The organism is Chitinophaga sp. SVR4-12A, assembly GCF_056754765.1.
The window spans coordinates 1,894,307-1,914,223 of the sequence record NZ_JBPGWP010000001.1 but is presented as its reverse complement, the minus strand read 5'-3'; the positions used below and the strand labels follow the sequence as shown (position 1 = coordinate 1,914,223).

Annotated in this window: 24 protein-coding genes and 1 pseudogene; 8 read left to right on the top strand and 17 right to left on the bottom strand. The window is 46.9% G+C overall.

The window, feature by feature from the left end; translation table 11 throughout:
* The first annotated feature begins 15 nt into the window (after nucleotides 1-15).
* Both ACR9Y8_RS07730 and ACR9Y8_RS07725 read left to right on the top strand, forming a co-directional pair.
* Nucleotides 16-405 (top strand): DUF6766 family protein, encoded by a 390-nt coding sequence (locus ACR9Y8_RS07730; RefSeq protein ID WP_481212668.1) that lies wholly within the window; start codon nucleotides 16-18, stop codon nucleotides 403-405.
* A gap of 230 nt (nucleotides 406-635) precedes the next feature.
* Nucleotides 636-1,049 carry a biotin/lipoyl attachment domain-containing protein gene (locus ACR9Y8_RS07725; RefSeq protein WP_481212667.1) on the top strand — a complete coding sequence of 138 codons (414 nt, stop codon included), beginning with the start codon at nucleotides 636-638 and terminating at the stop codon, nucleotides 1,047-1,049.
* Nucleotides 1,050-1,686: 637 nt separating this feature from the next.
* Here ACR9Y8_RS07725 and ACR9Y8_RS07720 read toward each other — a convergent pair.
* The 3 genes from ACR9Y8_RS07720 to ACR9Y8_RS07710 all read right to left on the bottom strand — a co-directional run bounded on the left by ACR9Y8_RS07720 (nucleotide 1,687) and on the right by ACR9Y8_RS07710 (nucleotide 3,022).
* Complete coding sequence (locus ACR9Y8_RS07720) at nucleotides 1,687-1,875, bottom strand: hypothetical protein (RefSeq protein WP_481212666.1); 189 nt, start codon at nucleotides 1,873-1,875, stop codon at nucleotides 1,687-1,689.
* Nucleotides 1,860-2,603, bottom strand: coding sequence for a hypothetical protein (locus ACR9Y8_RS07715; RefSeq protein ID WP_481212665.1), 744 nt, complete (start codon nucleotides 2,601-2,603; stop codon nucleotides 1,860-1,862). Before ACR9Y8_RS07715 ends, ACR9Y8_RS07720 begins: the two co-directional genes overlap by 16 nt.
* A gap of 194 nt (nucleotides 2,604-2,797) precedes the next feature.
* On the bottom strand, nucleotides 2,798-3,022 hold the full coding sequence (locus tag ACR9Y8_RS07710) for a helix-turn-helix domain-containing protein (RefSeq protein WP_481212664.1): 225 nt from the start codon (nucleotides 3,020-3,022) through the stop codon (nucleotides 2,798-2,800).
* Nucleotides 3,023-3,118: 96 nt separating this feature from the next.
* Here ACR9Y8_RS07710 and ACR9Y8_RS07705 point away from each other — a divergent pair, with 96 nt between their 5' ends.
* Together ACR9Y8_RS07705 and ACR9Y8_RS07700 are read left to right on the top strand one after the other, a co-directional pair.
* Nucleotides 3,119-3,376: a hypothetical protein gene (locus ACR9Y8_RS07705; RefSeq protein WP_481212663.1), complete on the top strand. Its 258-nt coding sequence runs from the start codon at nucleotides 3,119-3,121 to the stop codon at nucleotides 3,374-3,376.
* Between the two features lie 124 nt (nucleotides 3,377-3,500).
* Nucleotides 3,501-3,857 carry a hypothetical protein gene (locus tag ACR9Y8_RS07700; RefSeq protein WP_481212662.1) on the top strand — a complete coding sequence of 119 codons (357 nt, stop codon included), beginning with the start codon at nucleotides 3,501-3,503 and terminating at the stop codon, nucleotides 3,855-3,857.
* A gap of 353 nt (nucleotides 3,858-4,210) precedes the next feature.
* Here ACR9Y8_RS07700 and ACR9Y8_RS07695 read toward each other — a convergent pair whose 3' ends face one another.
* From ACR9Y8_RS07695 to ACR9Y8_RS07685, 3 genes are all read right to left on the bottom strand, one after another.
* Nucleotides 4,211-4,462, bottom strand: a complete 252-nt coding sequence (locus tag ACR9Y8_RS07695) for a hypothetical protein (RefSeq protein ID WP_481212661.1) — start codon at nucleotides 4,460-4,462, stop codon at nucleotides 4,211-4,213.
* Between the two features lie 109 nt (nucleotides 4,463-4,571).
* A complete protein-coding gene (gene ligD, locus ACR9Y8_RS07690) occupies nucleotides 4,572-6,644 on the bottom strand; it encodes a DNA ligase D (protein ID WP_481212660.1) in 2,073 nt (690 codons plus the stop codon).
* The gene (locus tag ACR9Y8_RS07685) at nucleotides 6,613-6,852 is read right to left on the bottom strand and encodes a hypothetical protein (protein WP_481212659.1); all 240 of its coding nucleotides are present in this window, start codon (nucleotides 6,850-6,852) and stop codon (nucleotides 6,613-6,615) included. Before ACR9Y8_RS07685 ends, ligD begins: the two co-directional genes overlap by 32 nt.
* Before the next feature lie 277 nt (nucleotides 6,853-7,129).
* Between ACR9Y8_RS07685 and ACR9Y8_RS07680 the strand changes: the two genes are divergently transcribed.
* Nucleotides 7,130-8,059, top strand: coding sequence for a phosphatase PAP2 family protein (locus ACR9Y8_RS07680; protein WP_481212658.1), 930 nt, complete (start codon nucleotides 7,130-7,132; stop codon nucleotides 8,057-8,059).
* Nucleotides 8,060-8,521: 462 nt separating this feature from the next.
* A complete protein-coding gene (locus ACR9Y8_RS07675; RefSeq protein WP_481212657.1) occupies nucleotides 8,522-8,698 on the top strand; it encodes a hypothetical protein in 177 nt (58 codons plus the stop codon).
* Between the two features lie 76 nt (nucleotides 8,699-8,774).
* Here ACR9Y8_RS07675 and ACR9Y8_RS07670 read toward each other — a convergent pair whose 3' ends face one another.
* From ACR9Y8_RS07670 to ACR9Y8_RS07645, 6 genes are all read right to left on the bottom strand, one after another.
* Nucleotides 8,775-8,933: a hypothetical protein gene (locus ACR9Y8_RS07670; protein WP_481212656.1), complete on the bottom strand. Its 159-nt coding sequence runs from the start codon at nucleotides 8,931-8,933 to the stop codon at nucleotides 8,775-8,777.
* A gap of 71 nt (nucleotides 8,934-9,004) precedes the next feature.
* Nucleotides 9,005-9,541, bottom strand: coding sequence for an RNA polymerase sigma factor SigZ (gene sigZ, locus ACR9Y8_RS07665; RefSeq protein ID WP_481212655.1), 537 nt, complete (start codon nucleotides 9,539-9,541; stop codon nucleotides 9,005-9,007).
* Nucleotides 9,542-9,551: 10 nt separating this feature from the next.
* The gene (locus ACR9Y8_RS07660) at nucleotides 9,552-10,319 is read right to left on the bottom strand and encodes a metallophosphoesterase family protein (protein ID WP_481212654.1); all 768 of its coding nucleotides are present in this window, start codon (nucleotides 10,317-10,319) and stop codon (nucleotides 9,552-9,554) included.
* Between the two features lie 11 nt (nucleotides 10,320-10,330).
* Complete coding sequence (arsB, locus tag ACR9Y8_RS07655) at nucleotides 10,331-11,410, bottom strand: ACR3 family arsenite efflux transporter (protein WP_481212653.1); 1,080 nt, start codon at nucleotides 11,408-11,410, stop codon at nucleotides 10,331-10,333.
* A gap of 45 nt (nucleotides 11,411-11,455) precedes the next feature.
* Nucleotides 11,456-12,298, bottom strand: coding sequence for an arsenite methyltransferase (locus ACR9Y8_RS07650; RefSeq protein WP_481212652.1), 843 nt, complete (start codon nucleotides 12,296-12,298; stop codon nucleotides 11,456-11,458).
* 55 nt (nucleotides 12,299-12,353) lie between these two features.
* Nucleotides 12,354-12,686 (bottom strand): ArsR/SmtB family transcription factor, encoded by a 333-nt coding sequence (locus ACR9Y8_RS07645; protein WP_481212651.1) that lies wholly within the window; start codon nucleotides 12,684-12,686, stop codon nucleotides 12,354-12,356.
* A 223-nt stretch (nucleotides 12,687-12,909) separates the two neighbouring features.
* Here ACR9Y8_RS07645 and ACR9Y8_RS07640 point away from each other — a divergent pair.
* Nucleotides 12,910-13,284: pseudogene (locus tag ACR9Y8_RS07640) on the top strand (outer membrane protein assembly factor BamB family protein); the annotation flags it as partial.
* Nucleotides 13,285-13,396: 112 nt separating this feature from the next.
* Here ACR9Y8_RS07640 and ACR9Y8_RS07635 read toward each other — a convergent pair.
* The 3 genes from ACR9Y8_RS07635 to ACR9Y8_RS07625 are packed head-to-tail and all read right to left on the bottom strand — an operon-like array spanning nucleotide 13,397 to nucleotide 15,149.
* On the bottom strand, nucleotides 13,397-14,347 hold the full coding sequence (locus ACR9Y8_RS07635) for a cytochrome-c peroxidase (RefSeq protein WP_481212650.1): 951 nt from the start codon (nucleotides 14,345-14,347) through the stop codon (nucleotides 13,397-13,399).
* Nucleotides 14,348-14,360: 13 nt separating this feature from the next.
* A complete protein-coding gene (locus ACR9Y8_RS07630; protein WP_481212649.1) occupies nucleotides 14,361-14,717 on the bottom strand; it encodes a hypothetical protein in 357 nt (118 codons plus the stop codon).
* Between the two features lie 33 nt (nucleotides 14,718-14,750).
* A complete protein-coding gene (locus tag ACR9Y8_RS07625; RefSeq protein WP_481212648.1) occupies nucleotides 14,751-15,149 on the bottom strand; it encodes a cupin domain-containing protein in 399 nt (132 codons plus the stop codon).
* A 192-nt stretch (nucleotides 15,150-15,341) separates the two neighbouring features.
* On the opposite strand from ACR9Y8_RS07625, the gene ACR9Y8_RS07620 reads away from it, so the two are divergent.
* Nucleotides 15,342-16,118 carry a LuxR C-terminal-related transcriptional regulator gene (locus ACR9Y8_RS07620; RefSeq protein WP_481212647.1) on the top strand — a complete coding sequence of 259 codons (777 nt, stop codon included), beginning with the start codon at nucleotides 15,342-15,344 and terminating at the stop codon, nucleotides 16,116-16,118.
* Here the strand turns inward: ACR9Y8_RS07620 and ACR9Y8_RS07615 are convergent.
* Nucleotides 16,115-16,756, bottom strand: coding sequence for a response regulator transcription factor (locus tag ACR9Y8_RS07615; RefSeq protein ID WP_481212646.1), 642 nt, complete (start codon nucleotides 16,754-16,756; stop codon nucleotides 16,115-16,117). The two genes, ACR9Y8_RS07620 and ACR9Y8_RS07615, sit on opposite strands and share 4 nt — an antisense overlap.
* A gap of 72 nt (nucleotides 16,757-16,828) precedes the next feature.
* Complete coding sequence (locus ACR9Y8_RS07610) at nucleotides 16,829-19,912, bottom strand: sensor histidine kinase (protein ID WP_481212645.1); 3,084 nt, start codon at nucleotides 19,910-19,912, stop codon at nucleotides 16,829-16,831.
* Nucleotides 19,913-19,917: the final 5 nt, after the last annotated feature.

Below are 19,917 nucleotides of genomic sequence, written 5' to 3'. Positions count from 1 at the left end.
CTCAAACAAAACGTTATGAGCAGTAAGCAAAAAAGGTATAGCATCCTGAAGCGAAAGGGATACCTGTGGGTAACGCTGATCCTGTTTTTTATTTCTATAGGCCTTCACTGGTATTTCGGATGGAAAACCTACGTAGAAGAACAGCGCGAGCATGGGCAGCCGGCAGATAAGCAGGGCTATGTAACGGAGATGATGCGCGATACGATGGAGAACTGGCAATCTGAATTCCTGCAGCTGATCTGGCAGGTAGCGGGGCTGTCTATCCTTTGGTACTGTGGGTCTCCGCAGTCTAAGGAAGGTGATGACAGGAAGGAAGAGAAGCTGGATTATATCATCCGGCAGCTTGATCCGCAGAGAGCTGAAGGGTTGTTGAAGGAGTGGAAGGAGAAGTATCCTGACAATTAGTAACTTATAAGCCGAATGGATCCGGCGCATTATGACTTCCTGGCCTAGTTGGATTAAATTGGAGTTAAATAATAGGTACTATCATTTCTTAAATGACCCTCCGTTGAAATTACCAGGCCAATTAGTCACATATTATAAATAGGTTGTTATAAATGTAGTTGATTACTATCAAACAGTCTATTAAAAAAATGATTTCGAAGTATTAGCTGTAAAGGGGCTACCTTTGCAAAATGAAAGTATCAGTTATTTCCCGCCCAAGAATGCAGTTCACCCATGATCATGAATGGATTGATTTTAATGGGACAGTTGGTTTCGTAGGCGCCTCTATCTTTAAACTAAAGGGTATAGAAAAGGTCGATAATATAAAATGGTATAATCGTAAAGGCACGATTGAAAAAGGCACTTTGATCGCTGAAATCCGTTCGGATAATAATGTCATCCCTATCCATGCTCCTGTAAAATGTAAATTTTTAGGTCAGAATCAGAAACTGAATGATAATCTTAACCTGATACTGGAAAGCCCGCAGGATAATGGATGGATGTTTTTTATTACGCCTTCAAAATTCCTTAATCATGACCCGCTGCTTTCGATGGAAGAGTATCAGCAGTTTATCCGCACGAAAGAGGCTTGTAGTGCTCAATGACAGCAGCCCTGATAATTTAAACATAAGATTAAAGCCGCATAGATCGCATGATTTACGCGGCTTTTCTGTTTCCTAGCCTATGAGACCATTGCTTTTTTGTGTAGACAATTCTTACCTTATCAGTTCTCGGTTAGAAGACAACACAACAGTGGTGCTTTTGTAACACCGTTTATACTGTTGTTGACAGAAAAATAACAGGCATGTCTCCATTGGAGTATAGAGTGAAGTATAATAAGGAGGCGCTTGTTTGATAGGTAGCAAGCACCTTTTACGCAATTCTTCCAGGTGATTTGTAAGTGTTTTATTAGACAAATGTTTAAGCGGAAGGAGAGGTATCCTGACAATTAGTAGCCGCAAGCGTAATCTATCCGGTACTTTACAATTTTCTGGCCTTCTGTTTTTTTGCGGTCCTGTTGAAGGTGGAATCGCTCATGCCCATGTACGATACCCAATATTTTTGTAGCACCCGTTGATGAAGTTCAGGTTGTTTTTCGATGAGGTATTGATACTGTTCTGCATTTGTTAAGCCCAACAAATCGATTGTCCGTTCGTAAAACATGATGTGGTAGTGCCACAGGAGCTTAAGCGCCATACCCTGAAAGGCTGGAAACTCGTCGCAAAGCAGTCAATATCTAGTTTATGGCAGAAAATCGCATGGCCTGAAACGGGAACCGTAGAGGCATTTGCCGGTGGCGGTCACCGTATCGAGGGCAGCGGCGTAGTCATAAGGGCTCTGAATAGTCTTTGTCCTGTTGGACGTGGAGGTGTTCATCTCCGCGGAGTTTTCCAGGTTTATCATTGGTTTGATGATTAATGTTCTTTGCATATTCCATCCATTTTGCGGCGGCGGCGTGCCAGTTGGTGATGGGCGTTTTCCCGCCTAATTTCCAGTCGATCGCTTCGTAGTGATTGAACAATAGCGGGGCTTCGTTTGCGGGGAAGCCAGCCTGTTTGAAATGGGCTTGGACCTCTTCGAGGGAAGGGGTGGGCCGATCTGCGGCGCGGGGTGTAGCGGTTTGATTTTGCTGGTTGGTTTGTAAAGGGGAATTTGGCGCGGGCGTTTCTCTCTCTGTTTATATTGTTTATAATTGTTTTATTAATGTGGCCTGAAACAGGTACCGGCAGGATACTAATTTTGACCCTTGTCGGTCCCGGATCCGGTACCGCGCCGGTACCTCTCCCGGGTCTGTTTTGAGGACCGGTGTCGGGGCTATCTTCATCGATTTGTGCGAAGAGTGGCAACTGCGGTTCGACACCGTTAGGCGGCGTTAGAGAAAGCATGCTGACCTTGGGCCGGTGGTACTTGTGCAGCGCCGGGGAGTAGATGATATAGCCGCTGAGGTGAAGCTCTTTGAGGCAGCGCATATAGCTGTCTTTTGAACGGAGACCGCTGAGCAGCATGACCCGTTCCCGGACAAGAGGGAAGGGGTTTTCGAAACGGTGGTAGTTCCAGCAGTGGAACAGGGCGAGATAAAGGCTGATGTGCCGGGACGTGAAACGGGGTTCCCGGGACAACCGCGCGTAGAAGCGGTTGAAGTGCGTAATGAAATTCATAAGTGGTAAGTGTACTTTAGTTTGTTAACAAAAATTTACGGTTGATTTAATGCACTCTTGTTGGATAGGGTTATGATGATGCGAAGGTAAAATGACGGTATGAGAAAGAAAAGCTAGAATGACATTGTGAGAAAGAAATTGTCATTTGACAATAATTTCGGGGGATTTGGTAAAATGGGGGTGGGGCGTAGGGGTTAGAAATCGGATAAAAGTTTGGAAACGGGGATTTCGAGGCCTTTGGCGAGTTTGATGAGGGTGGTGACGGCGAAGTTCTTTTTGCCGTTTTCGATTTTAGAGATACCGCCTTCGCTAATGCCAGTAAGGACTTCGAGTTCTAACAGGGTAAGCCCTTTTTTGATGCGGGCTTGTCGTATTGTTTGTCCGAGTTTAATTAGTATTTCGTTGTTGTCGTTCTCCATTGGGACAAGATGAAAGAATTATTCAGAAAAAAACTTGCTCGATCGAGCAAGATGTTAAAAAAAGTTCTACATTCATAATATTAAAAACCCATTGTTATGCAAGCCAATAAAGAAACAGGTTACTGCGGCCCGTTAGGGGAGCATATGAAAGAGCCGATGGCGGTGATTGAAGAGTTTTGTGATTGGTCGGATAAGGAGACGGTGAAGAGCCAGATGTGGGATTGGTTGATGGCGGCGATGGGGGCGAAGTATGCGGGGTATGAGGAGGCGGGGAAGAGATGGGAGTTGTTGTTTTTGTATAAACGGTTGGAGGGGTTGGTGGATGCGGTTTATAGGGTGGGGGAGGGGGAGTAATAATGCCTTCAGTAATTTGATAAAGATGGCAACGAATGTATATAATTCGATAAGACAACCAGGAGAAACTAATATTATTTAAGAACTTTGATTTATTGAAGAACGGAAAAATAGTTCATTAATTATGGAAAATGAAGTTTCAGTCTTTCTATTTGTAATCCCAGTCCTTACTTCCTCTTCGGAAAGGACATATATTTATCGGCTTTCTGATATGGCGTATGGTGAGTGGATTATTTTAGAAGATAACAAACCAAAATATTATTTACATATTTTTGATGATCTTTATAAAGACGTGAGAGAGTATCTACAAAATCATAAGGATATTGCTGCAGATACATTATTGGAGCGATCGTTTAAGGAAAGGAACCTAAACCTTTCTTTAAGCGAAACCTTTAGAGTTAGTAAAATTTGGGAATCGAAGGAGACAAGGCAGGAATTTAAACTTGAAAGGTTTCCACCTCATATTTTTAAAATTGAATAGTAGATGAAAAAGGAAACCCGCATTTGTCTTGTACTATTTCATTCCTGTTACGAATAAGTATCGCGAACGTGCCTACTAGCTCACCATCAGAATAACTACTCGTATTTGCATCACAAATTGCTGTTTAATACCAGTATATCCGGAGGCGCTCCGTATGGCCTAGGCATGCCTGAATTTCCGACATCTTATTCAATTTATAGATATCTCTTTGACAGCTATTTTATCTGGGACCACTTTGAGCTCCTTGACTAATAATCATTGCCGTGTTACAAATGAAGAAACCCACGCTAATAATCTATCAGCGTAGGTTTCTTTTTTGTTACAGTCTCTGTTGGTAGGACAGCCCAATGGCTCTATTGTTTCACATTTGCAAGGCTGTCAATTGAAGACTGTATATCTATCAATCGGGCATGAACCGCTGCAAGTTGCAACTGTTCTTCCTTTGCTTTGTCATTAAGGCCGTTGCAGCCTGCTGACCTTTCATTTATATTGTTAGCGCTATCCTTAAGTAATTTTTGTTCGCTTAAAAGTTTTGTCTGTACATTATTGTGATTGCATGCACAAGCGAAGATGATGAGAAGGCATAAGAGGGCTGGGAATTTCATTTGAAGGTTATTTAAAGTTGTAAAATTAGAAGCTGTATTTCATGCAATATAATAAATAACAGTTTTTCAGCGGTTATTTTTTCTATTTGCCAGTTGTGTTAACAAATAACTAAGTTTTTTTTACACGTGCTACTAACTTCTTAAGGATCTTTGTATTGAGCGCTTTATTGGCTGTCAACAGTAGACCTTTGAACAGGTCTCCTTTCTTATTAATCCTGTCCTGAATGCTATGAATATTAAATGCTTTACGATCAAGCTTATCGGTGATCTCGTCCCAGGCAAGCGGTGTGCTAACAAGCGGCCAATGATAGGGCCTGACACTGTATACGGCAGCTAAAGTTTTCGAGTAGTGATTTTGATCGGCGTCAATATAGACGCGATCGCTGCGGTTTTCCCTGGCTCTTTCCCTGGTGCTGATCTTCGGTACCATCTCGTGAATTTCATTTGCCAACCGTCTTGCTGCGACATAGGTTTCTTCATATGTCAGGTCCTGGCAGGGAATATAGATATGTATGCCTGTCTGGCCTGATGTTTTGGGGAAAGCCTTCAGACCATAAGCATCCAGCACCCTTTTTGCTGCCTGGGCAACTTTTACCGCCTTTTTAAATCCTGCGGTTTCCGCAATCTGCTTTTTATTGTCTGGTAAATCAGGGTCAATACTGGGATCAAGGTCGAGCCATATCTGATCGGGATAATCTGCCTGCTGGTACCTGGACGCCCAGGGGTTAATGTCAACGCAGCCAATGTCGATCATGTAAATGAGCGTTTCTTTATTGTTACATACAAGGTAGTCTATTTGCGTTCTTTTACCTGCTTCTTCATTGCGACGCTGGTCGGTGAATATCATGGAACATTCAGGCTGCCGGCCTTCCATATCTTTTATAAAGTATCGCTGCCCTTTATGGTCGGAAAGCTTTAGTGTTAGGGACTGAGGGCGGTCTTTTACATAGGGCAGGAGATAGCGCGATAATTCATTGTAATATATAATTAAGCGGCCTTTAGCGATGCCTGGCCACAATTCTCTATCTATATTATGCACCTTGATATTACAGCGGCCAATACCCGGGTCTAGCCATTCTGTGCCTTCCTGTTCTTTATCTACAGCACGCCAGTTGCTATCAGCGTTTAAATATTTGTTCTTTGCTTTTGAGAGAGATGCTTTAACGTCAACGGATATATCGCCTGCGCCGGCGGCCCGGTAGGCATCTTTTTTACCGGTTTTTGCTCCGGGTATCTCCCTTGGTATTTCAAGTACCACATCTTTCGGATCCTTATCGTGTCGAAATCCCAAAAAAGTAGCTGGTTTGCGTATACGGCCTGATCTGGTCCAGGTAGCAAATTCAAAATTGGCCACCAGCTGCGGCTTGACATAGTGAAGGGTAGCCCCCTTGTTATCCAGTATCTTATTGCTAAAAGGGGATTGATCAGTTTCCAGGGCTTTGAGCTTTTTCAGGATAGCCGGCATCTCTTTCTCTTTGTAGCCGCCGCCGCTGCGGCCTATCCATTCCAGCTTTCCGGACTTGTTGTATGCGCCGAACAAGAGAGAACGGAATGATCTGCCGCGGTCGGATTCGGCCCAGGCGCCGATAACAAATTCCTGCCGTTTGCGGGTGGGCACCTTTAGCCAGTTGTAGCTGCGGTCGCCTGGCAGGTAGGGGCTGTCGCGCTTTTTGGCGACGACGCCTTCGAGGTTTAATTCCAGCGCGCGGTGGTACAGCTCGCGGCCATCATTGAAAGACTCGCTGAAACGCAGCTGATCATGCCCGGCCACTAACTGTTGTAAGCGGGCCTTCCGTTCGGTAAGGGGCAGCGCCATCAGGTTTTCCCCATCTATCCAGAGCAGGTCAAAGACGCAGTAATAGATGGCAGTTGAGTGGCCGTTGTATTTTTGCAGGGCATCAAAATCAGGTCGGCCTTCTTCGTTGAAGACCACCACTTCGCCATCTACGACAAGATCATGTTTGAGGGCTGCCAAGGCAGCTTTTACAGGAGGATATTTACTGGTATAGTCTAATCCGCTGCGGGAATCCATCCTGACCTTTCCTTTTTGTACATAGGAGATGATGCGGTATCCGTCCCATTTAATTTCATACAGGTATGCAGGATCTGCCGGTGGTTCTTTTACCAGCGTGGCAAGCATGGGGGAGATGTTACTCAGCTTTGCCACGGTGATGTTTTTCATAGTCCAGCTGAAAGTCTTTCATCGCTTCTTCGGGCGTATCGCCGCAGCCGAAGATACCTGCTTCCGGAGCAGGGCCGTGCAGGATACAGAAAGCATCGCCATCGCGGCGGATCAGTGGTTTTAATATCCTGATGGATTCGGGCACCAGCGGTGAATTATAGTCGGGATGATAGATGCCCTGATCATCTATGAACGGAATAATTTGCATGTCCCCCTGTTTCTAGTTTGGCGCCCAAAAAATATGCCTCAACATCGGGCCAGGCAAGCAGATTAACATCCTGAAAAGGTGGACATATTTGTAAAGTAATGGCTGCCAATTGCAAGCAAGCGGTTATTAAGCCATGAGATCTTTCTGGGGGCCTGGCTGCTGTTAACAATTGCATGATCAAAAGCGAGCGAAGTGAGAGTATCGCAACATTGCGTCCTTTTGAAGATCGTTCCGTCATATAGATAGCTTAATCATTTCTAACTTAAATTATCTATCAATGAAGGACACAAATTTGCCGACCGCACTCAGGAAGGCAGGATTAATTTGCAGCATTCTCTCTTTGTCTGCGGGGCAGTTGCGTGCTCAGTCGGTACACTCCCTGGAGCCTGCAAGCAGGCATTATAAAACACTGGGCGCCCTGGATAGCTCACCCAATCCAGGCAGGTCAAATTTTGATACTATCGCATTTCCCTGGGCAGAGTATAGCAAAGGCGCCCTCGGCAATTCACTGATGCGCACGTATTATCTGAGCCCTGAGGATGAAAGCAAGCTACCGGGCTTGGTAAAGTTTCCTGCCAACAGTTCAGATCAGACCAGGGCAGAGCTGGATTATATGCTGCAGCTGCAGCAACAAAGAACGAAAGAGGAGATAGGAAAGGCTGAATATATAGCCAACATTGGGTCATGGCCTAACATCATCAATCCGCTCGATAGCGATTATGCAGAGAATCGCAGGCAGCTATTCTACATTGCTGAACCGGTGGGCAGCTGGTTTAATGATCAAAACTTCCCGGCCATTACGCAACTGTTACTTAACTGTATACAGGATATCAGGGTAACGGAATTTCGTTTGAAGAGATATTTTAAACGCCCACGCCCCTATCACCTGGAGCCGGCTTTGCAGCCCCTGGCGAGGATCAATTCACCTTCTTTTCCCAGCGGGCATACTTTATGGGCGTTTACAGAAGCGTTAGTCTTCAGCGAGATCATACCGGAGAAGCGAAATGAATTTATTGCAAGGGCAGAGGAGGTGCGGTGGTCCAGGGAGTTGATGGGCATACACTATCCCAGTGACAATGAAGCGTCGCGGGTGATTGCATGGCAACTGCTTAGCTACTGGAAAAATTCCCGGGCGTTTGCAGCAGACCTGGAGAAGGCGAAAATGGAATGGGCCCTTAAAAAGACGCAGTTTGCCGTTCATAAATAAGGGTGAAATGCATGTAGTATTTCTTTCTATATTAGGATAACAATCGACCGAACCTTGCGATTTAAAGCTTCCATACTACTCTTTTGCCTGTTTATCTATTTAGCAGAGCTGGCGGCCTTGCCAGCTTATTGCATGTCTGCCCGGGAAGAAGCAGTTCCTTGTTCAATGAGAACGGAATGTTGCGCTCAATCCTGCGAAAAGCCGCAACAGGACAAAAAGAATAAGACGGATGAGGGTCAGCAGGATTGTTATTTAAACTGCCCGCTCTGTTATGTTTCAACGCTGACCAGCGTTGTGCGCCTTATTAAGACCGTAGAGGTTATCGAACAGGAATATTCCCTGTTCGCCTTTCACTACATTTTTATTTTCTGTTCAAGCAGCTGGAAGCCTCCGGATATAAGCTGATACATATCATACCAGCGATTGAAGCAAATCAAATTTATTTTCATTTAAACAAAATATATGAAAAAGACATTTTTATTGGCCTCGGCATTCGTGCTGCTGAGCGGCTCCATCGTATTTGCAAACGACGGAAAAAAGGATAAGAACAAAGGCAAAAAGCCAGCGTGCACAGAGCAAACCTGTGGTAAACCTTGTCCGCCGGCCAGCTGTGATAAAAGCAAATGCTGTAAAGGCTAGACCTTGACACTTTAATGTAAAAGAAAAGCCCCCGGCATTATACGCCGGGGGCCTTCTTTTTAAATAGCAAGAACATTTAATGGCAGCACTGACCCTGGCAACATTTTTCTTCTTTCTCACAACATGGCTTTTCCGTGTCAGCTGCTTTTTTATCTTTTGTTTGTTTTTTGATCGTCGCCTCGATCACTCCACTAAAGTCTAAATCATGCAGACCAATAGAAATCAAACTTTTCATAACAGTTTTTTTGTTTTTGTAATATACTATCACCTATAAGACGCGCGATCCTTAAAAAGGACGCAAAATATTTAGTTGCCGCAGCAGGAAATAATATTTCCGTACTTGTCAAATTCGTACTGGCAACATTTCAGTATTTCTTCTTTCAGTTTTTCCCTGGCTCTCTGTACCCGGGATTTAGCTCCTGACAAAGAGATGCCCATCTTTTCGGCAAACTGCTTTTGCGTTAAGCCGTCCAACTCAGTCAGGATAAGCGCCTGGCTGTAGATCTCAGGCAAGGCAGCGATCATGGACCGGAGGCAGCCTGTTAAGCCATATTCCTGCAGCGGCTCTTCTGTTGCCGGGTCCTGCTCAGGGGCGGCATCTGCGGAAAGGGTGCTTTTCCTGGCCGTATGCCGGTGATGGTCTGTGAGCGCGTTATGTGCCATCTGGAAAATATATGCCCGGATGTTTTGTGCTTTCGCTATTTTACCCTGGTTGATATAGATCTTCAGGTACAGCTCCTGGAGGATATCCTGGCAATGATCCTCATGGCCTATCTTCCTGCAGATAAACCTTTTAAGCTCGGTGTTGAACTGATCCCATAAGGGAATGGCCTGCTGTTGCATAGTAAGTGATTTATACTCCTTTGCGAAGGCTTTCTGCATATGCGTCCGGCAGCGGGCTGTCTTCCACTGCTCTGGCTGCCCGCTCTACATCGTAAGTAAAGCGGATAAACTCCGCCTGTACACTATCCTGGTCCTTTATGCTGCTGTTCTCATTGATGTGCAACAATATATATCCGCCACGGGGATCGCCGTCTTTGGGCTTGCCTACAGAGCCAATGTTGATGGCATGGCGGTAATGCTCATTTGATCCGGATGAGAGAATACGGTGGTAAGGCTTATGGGTGTGGCCGAAACACATAATATCAGCACCGGCGTCCTCCATGATGCGAAGCATGCTTTTTTCTTCACGATCCTCAAACAGGTATTCGTTGATCTTGCGTGGGCTGCCGTGCACCAGGAGCAGGTTGAGCTGGTCGTTGTTGAGCTGGAATTCTACTTTGATATGAGCCGGTAAAGTACGCAGGTATTTGCGCTCTTCGTTCTGTACAAGCTGGTTGGTATAGGAGATAGATACAGCGCCGTTGGCTTTCTCTGTATCTGTCTTATAGGCGCAACCGCAATCATCGATCCCACGGCCAATACCGAAATCATAATTCCCCGCGATAGTGGGAATACGGCGTTTGCGGATTTCCCGGATCACTTCATTGGGCCAGATATTATAGCCTACGAGATCACCCAGGCAGTAAATGGCGTCGGGCTGCCGGCTGTCAACATCTTTAAAGAAAGCCTCGAGGGCAGGTAAGTTGGCATGAATGTCACTGAATAAAGCAATTTTCATATATCCGGTTATTAGGCACCCTGTAATTTGTTGATGGTATAGTATTTCTTTTTCAGCCAGAAGGCTACGTTAACGAGGGCGATCAGGGCGGGCACTTCTACCAGCGGGCCTATAACGCCTACGAATGCCTGTCCGGAATTGATACCGAAGACGCCGATAGCAACTGCAATGGCGAGCTCAAAGTTGTTGCCGGCTGCAGTAAAGGCGATAGCGGCATTTTTCGAATAATTTGCGCCCATCGCTTTGCCCAGTAAAAAACTGACAATGAACATGACGGCAAAGTATACGATCAGTGGGAGCGCTATCCTGATCACATCCATCGGGATCTGTACAATTAATTCTCCTTTCAGGCTAAACATCACTACAATGGTGAACAATAATGCTATCAGGGTGACAGGAGAAATGAACGGTACATATTTTTCACGGAACCAGGTTTCCCCCTTTAAAGCTATCAGGCCGTAACGGCTGGCAATACCCGCCAGGAATGGTATTCCCAGGTATATGGCGACACTTACGGCTATTTTGCCGATGCTTACCTGAACGGTGATACCTTTCATACCGAAGAGTGTAGGCAGCCAGGTAATGAACACATATGCATAGATGCTGTAGAGCAGTACCTGGAAAATGCTGTTAAGCGCTACCAGTCCGGCTGCATATTCCCGGTTGCCGCCTGCCAGTTCATTCCATACAATCACCATGGCGATACAGCGGGCCAGGCCAATGAGTATGAGGCCGGTCATGTATTCGGGATAGCCATGTAAGAATAACACCGCTAAGCCAAACATCAGGATGGGGCCTATTACCCAATTGAGCAGCAGGGATACAGAGAGGATCCTGGTGTTTGTAAATACATCGCCCATGTTTTCGTATCGCACTTTTGCCAGTGGTGGATACATCATCAGGATCAACCCTATCGCTAAAGGGATGTTGGTCGTTCCCGAAGAGAAGGAATTGATGTAAGCAGCTGTGGATGGAATAAAATACCCGAGGCTAATGCCCAGTATCATGGCGAGGAAGATCCAAAGGGTAAGGTATCTGTCCAGGAAGCTGAGCTTTTTACGTTGTGCCGGGTGACAGTTGTTTGCGCTCATGTTGAAGTTTAATAATACAAGTCAGCTCTCTATAAACAAGGCGTCTTATGAACAGCAGCCCGGTTCACAGCAAGCGGTGGCCGCAGGTTTCTGCGCGTATACTGTTATACTGTAAATGCCGGTGTTACTGTTCCTGAAGGCCGCAATTTCCTCCTGTGTCAGGTAACTGGTAAGGATATCATCCGGAACAATGATGGCTTTTTCCTTCTGGATGGTGGTATTGGTAAAGCCGTTCTTTTCTATCAGCTGCAGGTATTCCTGTTTTTGTATGGCGCCGGAAACGCAGCCTGCATACATCTCTGCGGCTTCCTGTATTTTGGAGGGCAATGTGCCGGAGAGTACAATATCAGAGATGCTGAAATGGCCGCCCGGTTTCAATACCCTGAAGATCTCTTTAAATACGCCGTCTTTATTGGGCACGAGGTTCAACACGCAGTTACTGACAATCACATCGGCAACATTTGCGGTGATGGGCATTTGTTCTATATCTCCCTGGCGGAATTCTACATTATTGAAGTGCAGCTTTTCGGCATTGGCCCGCGCTTTTTCGATCATAGCGGGTGTAAAATCAATGCCTATTATCTTTCCCGTTTCCCCCGCTTCTTTACGGGCGATGAAACAGTCATTCCCGGCGCCTGATCCCAGGTCTATTACGGTATCACCGGCTTTGATCTTTGCGAATTGAGTGGGCAGGCCACAACCGAGGCCCAGATCGGCATCGGGATTGTAACCTTCAACAGCGGAGTAGTCATCTGTCATGATATTATATACTTCCGTTGAGCAGCCTCCTGAACCACAGCAGGAGGATTGATTGTCTTCCTTATCCTGTAAAGCAATTTCAGTGTACTTCTGCTTTACCATTTCCTTGATCCTGGCATCTGTAGACATAAGAAAAGGATTTAATGCTTGATTGCAATATTACGATATAGTGAGGCAAAAAAATTTAACAGCAGCTGCTGTTCTTAAAATCCACGTCTTTTAAAAATCCGGCAAACACCTGTTGATATCGTTTCCAGGCTTTAGGATCTATGCAGTAGCAAACGCTGGGACCTTCGATGGTGCCCTGTATAATACCTACTGCTTTCAGTTCTTTCAGGTGTTGAGAGATCGTTGCCTGGGCAAGGCCCAGCTCTTCTACCAGGTCTCCGCAGATACAGGCGTTCTGTTTTATCAGGTATTGCAGTATGGCGATCCGTGCTGGATGGGCAAGGGCTTTTGCCATAGCAGCAATTTCATTCTGTTGTTTGGTAAATAAGGCTGTCTTTGTAAGTCCCATGCTGTATGATTGTTACATTGCAATATTACGATAAAGAAAATAACCGGCAAATTTTTTTTCTGCTCAATAGTAGCAATGGGGATGAACGTATTGCGACGCAAGGATGTTGAACAGGGATCCAGGAGACGGGTGCCGGAGTATTATAATTCAATTTCGGTGGTAATGAAATCTTTGGTTCCTTCGGGCCGGTGATGGTAATTTACGCAATAAACAAAAAAACGGCGCATTTGTATGGAGATATAATGCGGGTGGTAGCGGTACGTTCCGGTCCGGCGAATTTTCTTACCCGGTGGTTGAAGGCACAATGGTATATGCTGGTAACTACGACGGGAGAGTGTATGCGCTGAATGCCGCAACAGGAGCATTGAAATGGATCTCGACTGACTCGACTGTTAATTATGATGCGGCGCCTCAACCCACGGTATCGCACGGGGTTGTATTCTCCGGAAGTTATACACACGATCTATCCGCTTATGATGCCAGAAGCGGCGCAGTTAAATGGGTATTTAAAACAACCGGTCCTGTATTCTCAGGTCCCTGTGTTGTAGACGTGGATAATAAAATTGCATATCCCGGCGAGTCAGGGCATAAAAATTAGGCTGTTGCTGCATTTTTGTTTCCGCATGCTTATCCAAATTATAGCGCAAGGGTGTCTCAAGAATGAGGCACCCTTTTTTCAGGTCCTAGAATGAAAGGGGAACAAAAACGGCTCATTCACTTGCTTTACTAAACCTCTTATCCGTCAGTGAATGAAGAAAGGCCAATAAATCTTTTTTCTCATCTGTCGTCAGTCCCATCGGCTTAGCCAGTAAACTATCCCTGTTAATCGCATCCGGCACAAACTTATCCGGCTCATTGTAAAAGTCAATCACTGCTTCCAGGGTTTTGAACATACCATTGTGCATGTACGGCGGCGTCATGGCTACATTGCGCAACGAACCGATCTTGAATTTACCCAGATCTTCCGGGCGCTTTGTTATAAGCGCACGACCGCTGTCATTGAGTGTAGTGCCATTGAACAGGCCTATATTGCGGAAATCAGGCTGGGTGAAATCAGCGCCGAAGTGACATTCAATACATTTGCCTTTACCGTTAAAAATTGCAAAGCCTCGTTTAACAGCGTCACTTACTGCAGCGGGATTATCGCTGAATTTCCAGTTGTCAAAAGGACTGTCGCTGGTTTCCAGTGTACGTTCAAAAGCGGCAAGTGCAGCGCCCAGGCTAGTGCTGTCTGGCTCACGGTTAAAGAGCTTTTTAAAATAATGGCGATAGGTTTGATGGTTGCGTAAGCGCTGTAATGCCACTGATACAGGCAGGTTCATCTCAACGGGATTGGCAATGGGCGCAAGGGCCTGTTCTTCCAGGCTGGCAGCACGGCCATCCCAGAAGAATGAGCTTTGCAGCCTGACATTCATGGCCGTAGGCGTATTGCGTGTTCCTTTCGTGTGGCCTACTCCAGTGCTCACCATACCGGTATCGGCAAAGGCATGAGCGGGTTGGTGACAGCTACCGCAGCTGATTGTGCTGTCTGCAGAAAGGATCGGATCAAAGAACAGCAGCGCGCCCAGCTCGGCAATGTCTGCCGGTTCCTTGTCCCTGAAGGAGACCGGAACCAGCAGCACAAATGTCGCAACGATAGTTATAATGATCAGTTGTTTCATGATAATAAGCGGATTATTTCACTCTTCCCATTACCAGCTTACTCATCCCGTTTTTTCTTTCTGTGCAGCTGTCTATTATCGGGATAAAGCGCACGGAATCTGCATTGCTGAAGAAGAAAAGTTTATATACGCCTCGTTTACCTTCACAGCCATTGTCAGTAAAAGTGAAGATGTCGTCTTGCAGCGTATAGGTTCCGCTTACAAAGGGTTTTTTGTTGACATAGCCTTCAAAAGTGCTATCTGTTTTAAATACCACACCGGTTACGTTGCCTTTGGGGGATGGTTTGGTTTCCCATCTTCCGTTCAGGCGGTCTTTTTCTGCGAACGTAACGTAGGCCATCGCGGCGGCAAAGATCAATACAATTTTCATGACGGTACATTTTTATTTTTAATTATTATGAGATTAACGTATGCGGAGCGTAATAAAATAACCGCTTCCCTTCATCACATTGGCGGAGTGCAGCACACCTCTGGGGATCCATACGCAGGAATTTTTGCCTGCGATGAATGTTTCTTCGCCGATCCGGATCTTATACAACAGCTCCTCATCTGCCAGGATGATGTTGACCTCATCGCTGTCCAGGTGTTTGTGCGGATGTGTGTATTCTGCAGGTGGAGCTGACACCGGCGAAATTTCGTGGACTGCCAGGTGTAAAGGAAAGCGCCTGGCAAAATACCTGGTTATACAGGCGGTGTTCTGATGGAACGGAACATTATCAAGCGCCGCTGGCTGCATACTGAAGATGTATGGCCTCTTTTCGCTGCTCACGGGGAACAGGTGATCACTGAACATTTGCATCATTTTGGGATTATATTTTTGTACTCAAAACTGAAATAATGGGCACAAAATTATTGGCATAGGAAGCCCCTGGAAATAGTAAATTTCTACCATGGCCACATCCCCGGAAATGGGGATTGGCGGGTATTTGAAAGAATGTTAAGTTTGTGGCTTATTTCCGGTAGCACTATTCCTTAACTTAAATTGAATACCCCAATGCATTCCCATCTTCAGCTGAGAAGGCGTGTGAATCATATTATTTCCTTCCTCGACCCCGACCAGGGGGAGGCGGAAGAAATAGACGAGGAGATCATGCATACGCTTTGTAACATTCACAGGATCTTTCCTGAGTGGACCGTCTGCACCTGCAGGTTCATGCATTCGAACTTCTTTTATGTAAGTGATAATTTCCGCAACCTGTTAGGGCTGGACCCCGCAGCAGGCATTGAGGCTTTCCATCTTGATAACTTCTTCGACCGGGTGCACCCGGCAGATATGACTGATTTTAACAAGGGCATTCATGTGCTGGAAGAACTGCTCAAAAAGGAAGACCCGGAAGAACATCATAAATTCCGGTTTATATTCAACTATAGGGTATTGCGGACAGACGGCAGGTACATCTGTATTCATGATGAGAAAGCAATGATCCGCCTGAAGAACGGGCAGCGTCTGTATTTTATGCTGCTAAAGGATATCAGCCAGGAAGGGACTTACGGCGGTTTCAAGATAACGGCCTATAAAGAAGGCTATAGCGAAAGAGTGCTGGAATATTATGCAGCGAGTGAGCTGAGCGCGCAGCTGACGCCCCGCGAAAACGAACTGATCCCCCTGATGAAGCAGGGACTTTCCATCAAGGAAGCCGCGGGCTGCCTGGGTATCAGTCCTAATACCGTACGGAACATGCGGCAGAAACTGTTCGAAAAATTCCAGGTGAACAATGCGATCGAGCTGCTCAACCGCCTGGATATAGGCGGTTTGGCCACCGCTGTTTAGATCAGCTTCTGGTTGATGGCCTTTGCTACGGCTTCCGTAAGCGAGGCTACATGCAGCTTTTCGTAGATCTTCTTTACATGGCTGCGTACGGTTTCATAACCGATCTTTAGCCTGTCGGCGATCATCTTATAGCTTAGTCCTTCTACAATGCAGGCCAATACTTCCTTCTCGCGCGGAGAGAGGTGATAATCCATAGCGGGCGCCGTTTGTATCGGCATCTGCTGCAATTTCTCCAGCACCTTCCGGGCAATGGAGGGAGACATGGGCGCACCGCCATTTTGAAGGGAAGGAATCGCATCCGGCAAGAGGCTGTCCAGGTGATTTTTCAATATATACCCCGAGGCACCGGCGCAGATAGAGGCAAACACCCGCTCATCATCTTCAAATACAGTTTGCATCACGATCTGTATACCTGGAAAGGATTGTTTGATAAGGCGCACCGCCTCAATGCCAGACATGCCGGGCATTTCAATGTCCATCAGGATAATATCGGGCCGGCTGTTCCTGACGTCTTCCACACAATCCAGCACATGAGAAAAGGAACCGGCTATTTCCAGGCCGGGCACAGTCTTTAGCAGCAAAGTAATGCTGTCTCGGATGTTCTTATTGTCGTCAAATATCGCAATGCGTATGCTCATAATGGAGGATATTACCTAAGTTCCTATTAATTAAGCATTTCTACAATCCCCGAAAGCGGGGATGGCCGGCGTTCAGGACACCGGGAAGAGCAGCCGGATGGTGGCGCCATGCCCTGGCTGCGTATGAATCAGGAGGCTGCCTTTTATTTCTGCGGCCCGCATCTGCATATTCCGCAAGCCGTTACCGGACAATGACTGGGAAGCATTGACCTTGACTTTTTCCAGCTCAAATCCTTTGCCGTCGTCCTGTACGCTCAGCTCCAGCTGGTGGTGCTGCATCTGCACCTTAACCCATACGGTTTTGCAATCTGCATATTTCAGAATGTTGTTAACTGATTCCCTGAAGATGAGGTAGAAATTCTTGCGGGGCGTCATGCCCAGGTTAATATGCTGCAGGCCCTCTTCCACGTCAAAATGAAAACGGATATTCCGGGAAGCCATCAGGGGCCTGGCAAAAGATTCCATTCGCTGGAGGATTGTCTCCATGCTATCATTGCGGGGATTGATGGCCCACACGATATCATTCATCTCGGTGATCATCTCGCCGGCCGTATCGCTGATCTTATCGATGGCGCCTTTTAATGCCTCCGGCTGCTGCTGCTCATTATAGATCTTCGCTACCTGGCTGTATACGGCAATGCTGCTCAGGGTGGAGCCCACGTCATCATGCAGGTCCTGTGCGATCTTATTACGGATGGCTTGTCGTCTCAGCAGCTCATTGACCCTGTAGCGGTAAATGCCAAAGGCTGCGCCGCAGACCAATACTACCAGCAGTACATAGAATTGCCAGCGTTGCCAGAAGGGTGGAACAATGACAATGCGGATGCTGGCCACCTGTTCATTCCAGGCGCCCTGGCTGCTACTCGCTCTTACCTTGAAGACGTATTCGCCGCCTTCCAGGTTGGAGAACTGTGCAAACTGCTCAGGCCCGGTTTCTACCCAGTTTTTGTCCCAGCCTTCCAGCCTGTAGGCATATCTCACATTGCGGGAAGGAGAGAAGAAGGGCGCCGCAAACTCGATCCTGAAATAATTCTGGTGATATCGCAGCCTGATCTCATCCTGGGATAAGAGCTGGCTGTAGGAGGTATTGAAGATCTTGAAATCGGTGAAGTGGATCTCCGGCTGCCGGCTTTCCGTGATGACGGCTGCGGGGTCAAACGCAATAAAATAACCAGCTCCCGCTACATACATTTTACCCTGGGGGTCTTTATAAACAGGACCTGAAACACCCCCGGATCTTTCAATATCCGGCAGGTGATAAGAATAATAACGACGCCTGGCGGGATCATATTGGTGCAGGTTGCCGTTACTGATCATCCATACATGCCCGCTGCTGTCCAGCTGGATACCTTCCAGCAGGTTTTCCGAATCGGCGATATGGCGGAATTTCCTGGTAGCCTTATCAAAATAATTTAAACCGCCGCCATAGGTGCTCAGCCAGAGGTTGCCACGCCTGTCTTCAGCAATATCGTATACATTATCACTGCTGATACTGCCTGCCGCTGCTGTATTGCTATTCAGGTATTGCACACGGGGCGGCGCTCCTTCCAGCCATTCACCCAAACCGCTTTTACCGGTAGCCAGCCATATTTTTCCGTTAGCTGCTTTGAAGAGCTTCCTGATAAGATTGTCCGTCAGATTAAAGCGTTGCAGGATCTTCCGGGCAGTGTCCAGCCGGGATACCCAATGCTGCTCAACAAGATCGTAATAGGCAAGGAAATGCCCGTAGGGAGACACGAGCAGCGCGGGATGGCCTTCGATCGTATCCCGTACTATGGATACGATCCTCGATTTAATGATCCTGTTCATCACCGGATCTTTCTCTGTATTGGGCAGGAGCCTTAGCTGTCCTTGCTGCCCGTCAAACCGGAAGAGGGAGTAATCGGAGCCCAGGTAAAGGGTACCGTCCACATCGCGGAAAAATTTAGAGATGATAAGCGGCATTCCTTTATATACCAGCGGGAGATGGCGGAATGTTGCCGATGCAGGCTGATAGATATAGATGCCATTGCTGGCGCCTATCCACAGGTTATGCAGATCATCCTCTAAAAAATCATAGATGGTGGGCCGCATCTTTTTATCGGCAGGCAGGAACACCTGTTCGAATTGTTGCTGCCCGGGATGGTTGATGCTGATGCCTTTGTTGGTGCCTATCCACATGATCCCATCCTGATCTGCAAAAAGACAATTGACCCGGTTGTCGGAGAGAGAGCCTTCAAGTGATGCGTCATAGGCGTAATGATAAAAGCGCTGCCTTGCAGGATCGTAGATCTGCAGGCCCTTGCTGCTGCCACCCATCCACAACAAGCCTTTAGGGTCTTCTGCGAAACAGTTTATTTCATCGTTCAGGAAGCTACCGCCTTTTTTGTGTTCCTGGAATACTTCCTCCTTCCCGGTGGCGCTATTGAACCGGTACAGCACCTTATCCCAGGAGCCGTACCACATATGCTGCCTGCGGTCCTGAAAAAGCGCCGTGACGGTGGCATGGGGCAGTTTTGCATACAGATCGGTATATCGCTCGTCCATCTCATAGCTGAAGTTCCGCGTGTTGATCTTCAGGAGCCCGCCACCTTGCCGTCCTGCCCATATGATGCCGCCGCGGCCCATACAAAGGTCGAGGACACCCTGTGTACCTTTTTTCGTTGACTGCTCAAAGCGTTCCGTGCGGATGTTGAAACGCCATACGCCTTTTCCACCGGTACCCAGCCACAGGTATCCCTCCTTGTCGTATAAAAGGGCATTAACGATATTGATGGGGATGGAGCTGCTGTCGGCCGCTAAATGGCGGTATTGTTTAAACTGTTCTGCGGGAGGCAGCCGGTGATCATAGCGGCTCATTCCGCCATCGGCGGTAGCGATCCAAAGGCGCTGGTCCCTGTCTTCTATGATGTCGGTAACAATATTTCCTGAAAGGGAGGAGGCGTTTCCGGGCTGATTCCGGAATATCGTAAAAGTATGGCCATCGTAGCGGTTCAGTCCGTCCTCTGTGCCGATCCATATGAAGCCGCGTTTATCCTGTAAAAAGCAATTGATCTTATTATGGGATAAGCCATTTTCCGTAGTAAGCCTTTCAAAATACAAATGCGGTTGCTGTGCCTGGAGTGGGGCAGCAAGCGTAAATAACAGCACGGTGATCAAGCATAATCTCAATGGCATGGCTA

Bases quoted from the DNA above. Each gene is read 5' to 3' on its own strand.
- ACR9Y8_RS07650 (WP_481212652.1), bottom strand. From the start codon at position 12,298: ATGTCTACAGATGCCAGGATCAAGGAAATGGTAAAGCAGAAGTACACT.
- ACR9Y8_RS07660 (WP_481212654.1), bottom strand. From the start codon at position 10,319: ATGAAAATTGCTTTATTCAGTGACATTCATGCCAACTTACCTGCCCTC.
- ACR9Y8_RS07730 (WP_481212668.1), top strand. From the start codon at position 16: ATGAGCAGTAAGCAAAAAAGGTATAGCATCCTGAAGCGAAAGGGATAC.
- ACR9Y8_RS07705 (WP_481212663.1), top strand. From the start codon at position 3,119: ATGCAAGCCAATAAAGAAACAGGTTACTGCGGCCCGTTAGGGGAGCAT.
- ACR9Y8_RS07620 (WP_481212647.1), top strand. From the start codon at position 15,342: ATGCATTCCCATCTTCAGCTGAGAAGGCGTGTGAATCATATTATTTCC.
- ACR9Y8_RS07670 (WP_481212656.1), bottom strand. From the start codon at position 8,933: ATGAAAAGTTTGATTTCTATTGGTCTGCATGATTTAGACTTTAGTGGA.
- ACR9Y8_RS07715 (WP_481212665.1), bottom strand. From the start codon at position 2,603: ATGAATTTCATTACGCACTTCAACCGCTTCTACGCGCGGTTGTCCCGG.
- sigZ (WP_481212655.1), bottom strand. From the start codon at position 9,541: ATGCAACAGCAGGCCATTCCCTTATGGGATCAGTTCAACACCGAGCTT.
- ACR9Y8_RS07685 (WP_481212659.1), bottom strand. From the start codon at position 6,852: ATGCAAATTATTCCGTTCATAGATGATCAGGGCATCTATCATCCCGAC.
- ACR9Y8_RS07680 (WP_481212658.1), top strand. From the start codon at position 7,130: ATGAAGGACACAAATTTGCCGACCGCACTCAGGAAGGCAGGATTAATT.
- ACR9Y8_RS07625 (WP_481212648.1), bottom strand. From the start codon at position 15,149: ATGATGCAAATGTTCAGTGATCACCTGTTCCCCGTGAGCAGCGAAAAG.
- ACR9Y8_RS07635 (WP_481212650.1), bottom strand. From the start codon at position 14,347: ATGAAACAACTGATCATTATAACTATCGTTGCGACATTTGTGCTGCTG.
- ACR9Y8_RS07615 (WP_481212646.1), bottom strand. From the start codon at position 16,756: ATGAGCATACGCATTGCGATATTTGACGACAATAAGAACATCCGAGAC.
- ACR9Y8_RS07695 (WP_481212661.1), bottom strand. From the start codon at position 4,462: ATGAAATTCCCAGCCCTCTTATGCCTTCTCATCATCTTCGCTTGTGCA.
- ACR9Y8_RS07720 (WP_481212666.1), bottom strand. From the start codon at position 1,875: ATGCAAAGAACATTAATCATCAAACCAATGATAAACCTGGAAAACTCC.
- ACR9Y8_RS07725 (WP_481212667.1), top strand. From the start codon at position 636: ATGAAAGTATCAGTTATTTCCCGCCCAAGAATGCAGTTCACCCATGAT.
- ACR9Y8_RS07645 (WP_481212651.1), bottom strand. From the start codon at position 12,686: ATGGGACTTACAAAGACAGCCTTATTTACCAAACAACAGAATGAAATT.
- ACR9Y8_RS07700 (WP_481212662.1), top strand. From the start codon at position 3,501: ATGGAAAATGAAGTTTCAGTCTTTCTATTTGTAATCCCAGTCCTTACT.
- ligD (WP_481212660.1), bottom strand. From the start codon at position 6,644: ATGAAAAACATCACCGTGGCAAAGCTGAGTAACATCTCCCCCATGCTT.
- ACR9Y8_RS07610 (WP_481212645.1), bottom strand. From the start codon at position 19,912: ATGCCATTGAGATTATGCTTGATCACCGTGCTGTTATTTACGCTTGCT.
- ACR9Y8_RS07675 (WP_481212657.1), top strand. From the start codon at position 8,522: ATGAAAAAGACATTTTTATTGGCCTCGGCATTCGTGCTGCTGAGCGGC.
- arsB (WP_481212653.1), bottom strand. From the start codon at position 11,410: ATGAGCGCAAACAACTGTCACCCGGCACAACGTAAAAAGCTCAGCTTC.
- ACR9Y8_RS07710 (WP_481212664.1), bottom strand. From the start codon at position 3,022: ATGGAGAACGACAACAACGAAATACTAATTAAACTCGGACAAACAATA.
- ACR9Y8_RS07630 (WP_481212649.1), bottom strand. From the start codon at position 14,717: ATGAAAATTGTATTGATCTTTGCCGCCGCGATGGCCTACGTTACGTTC.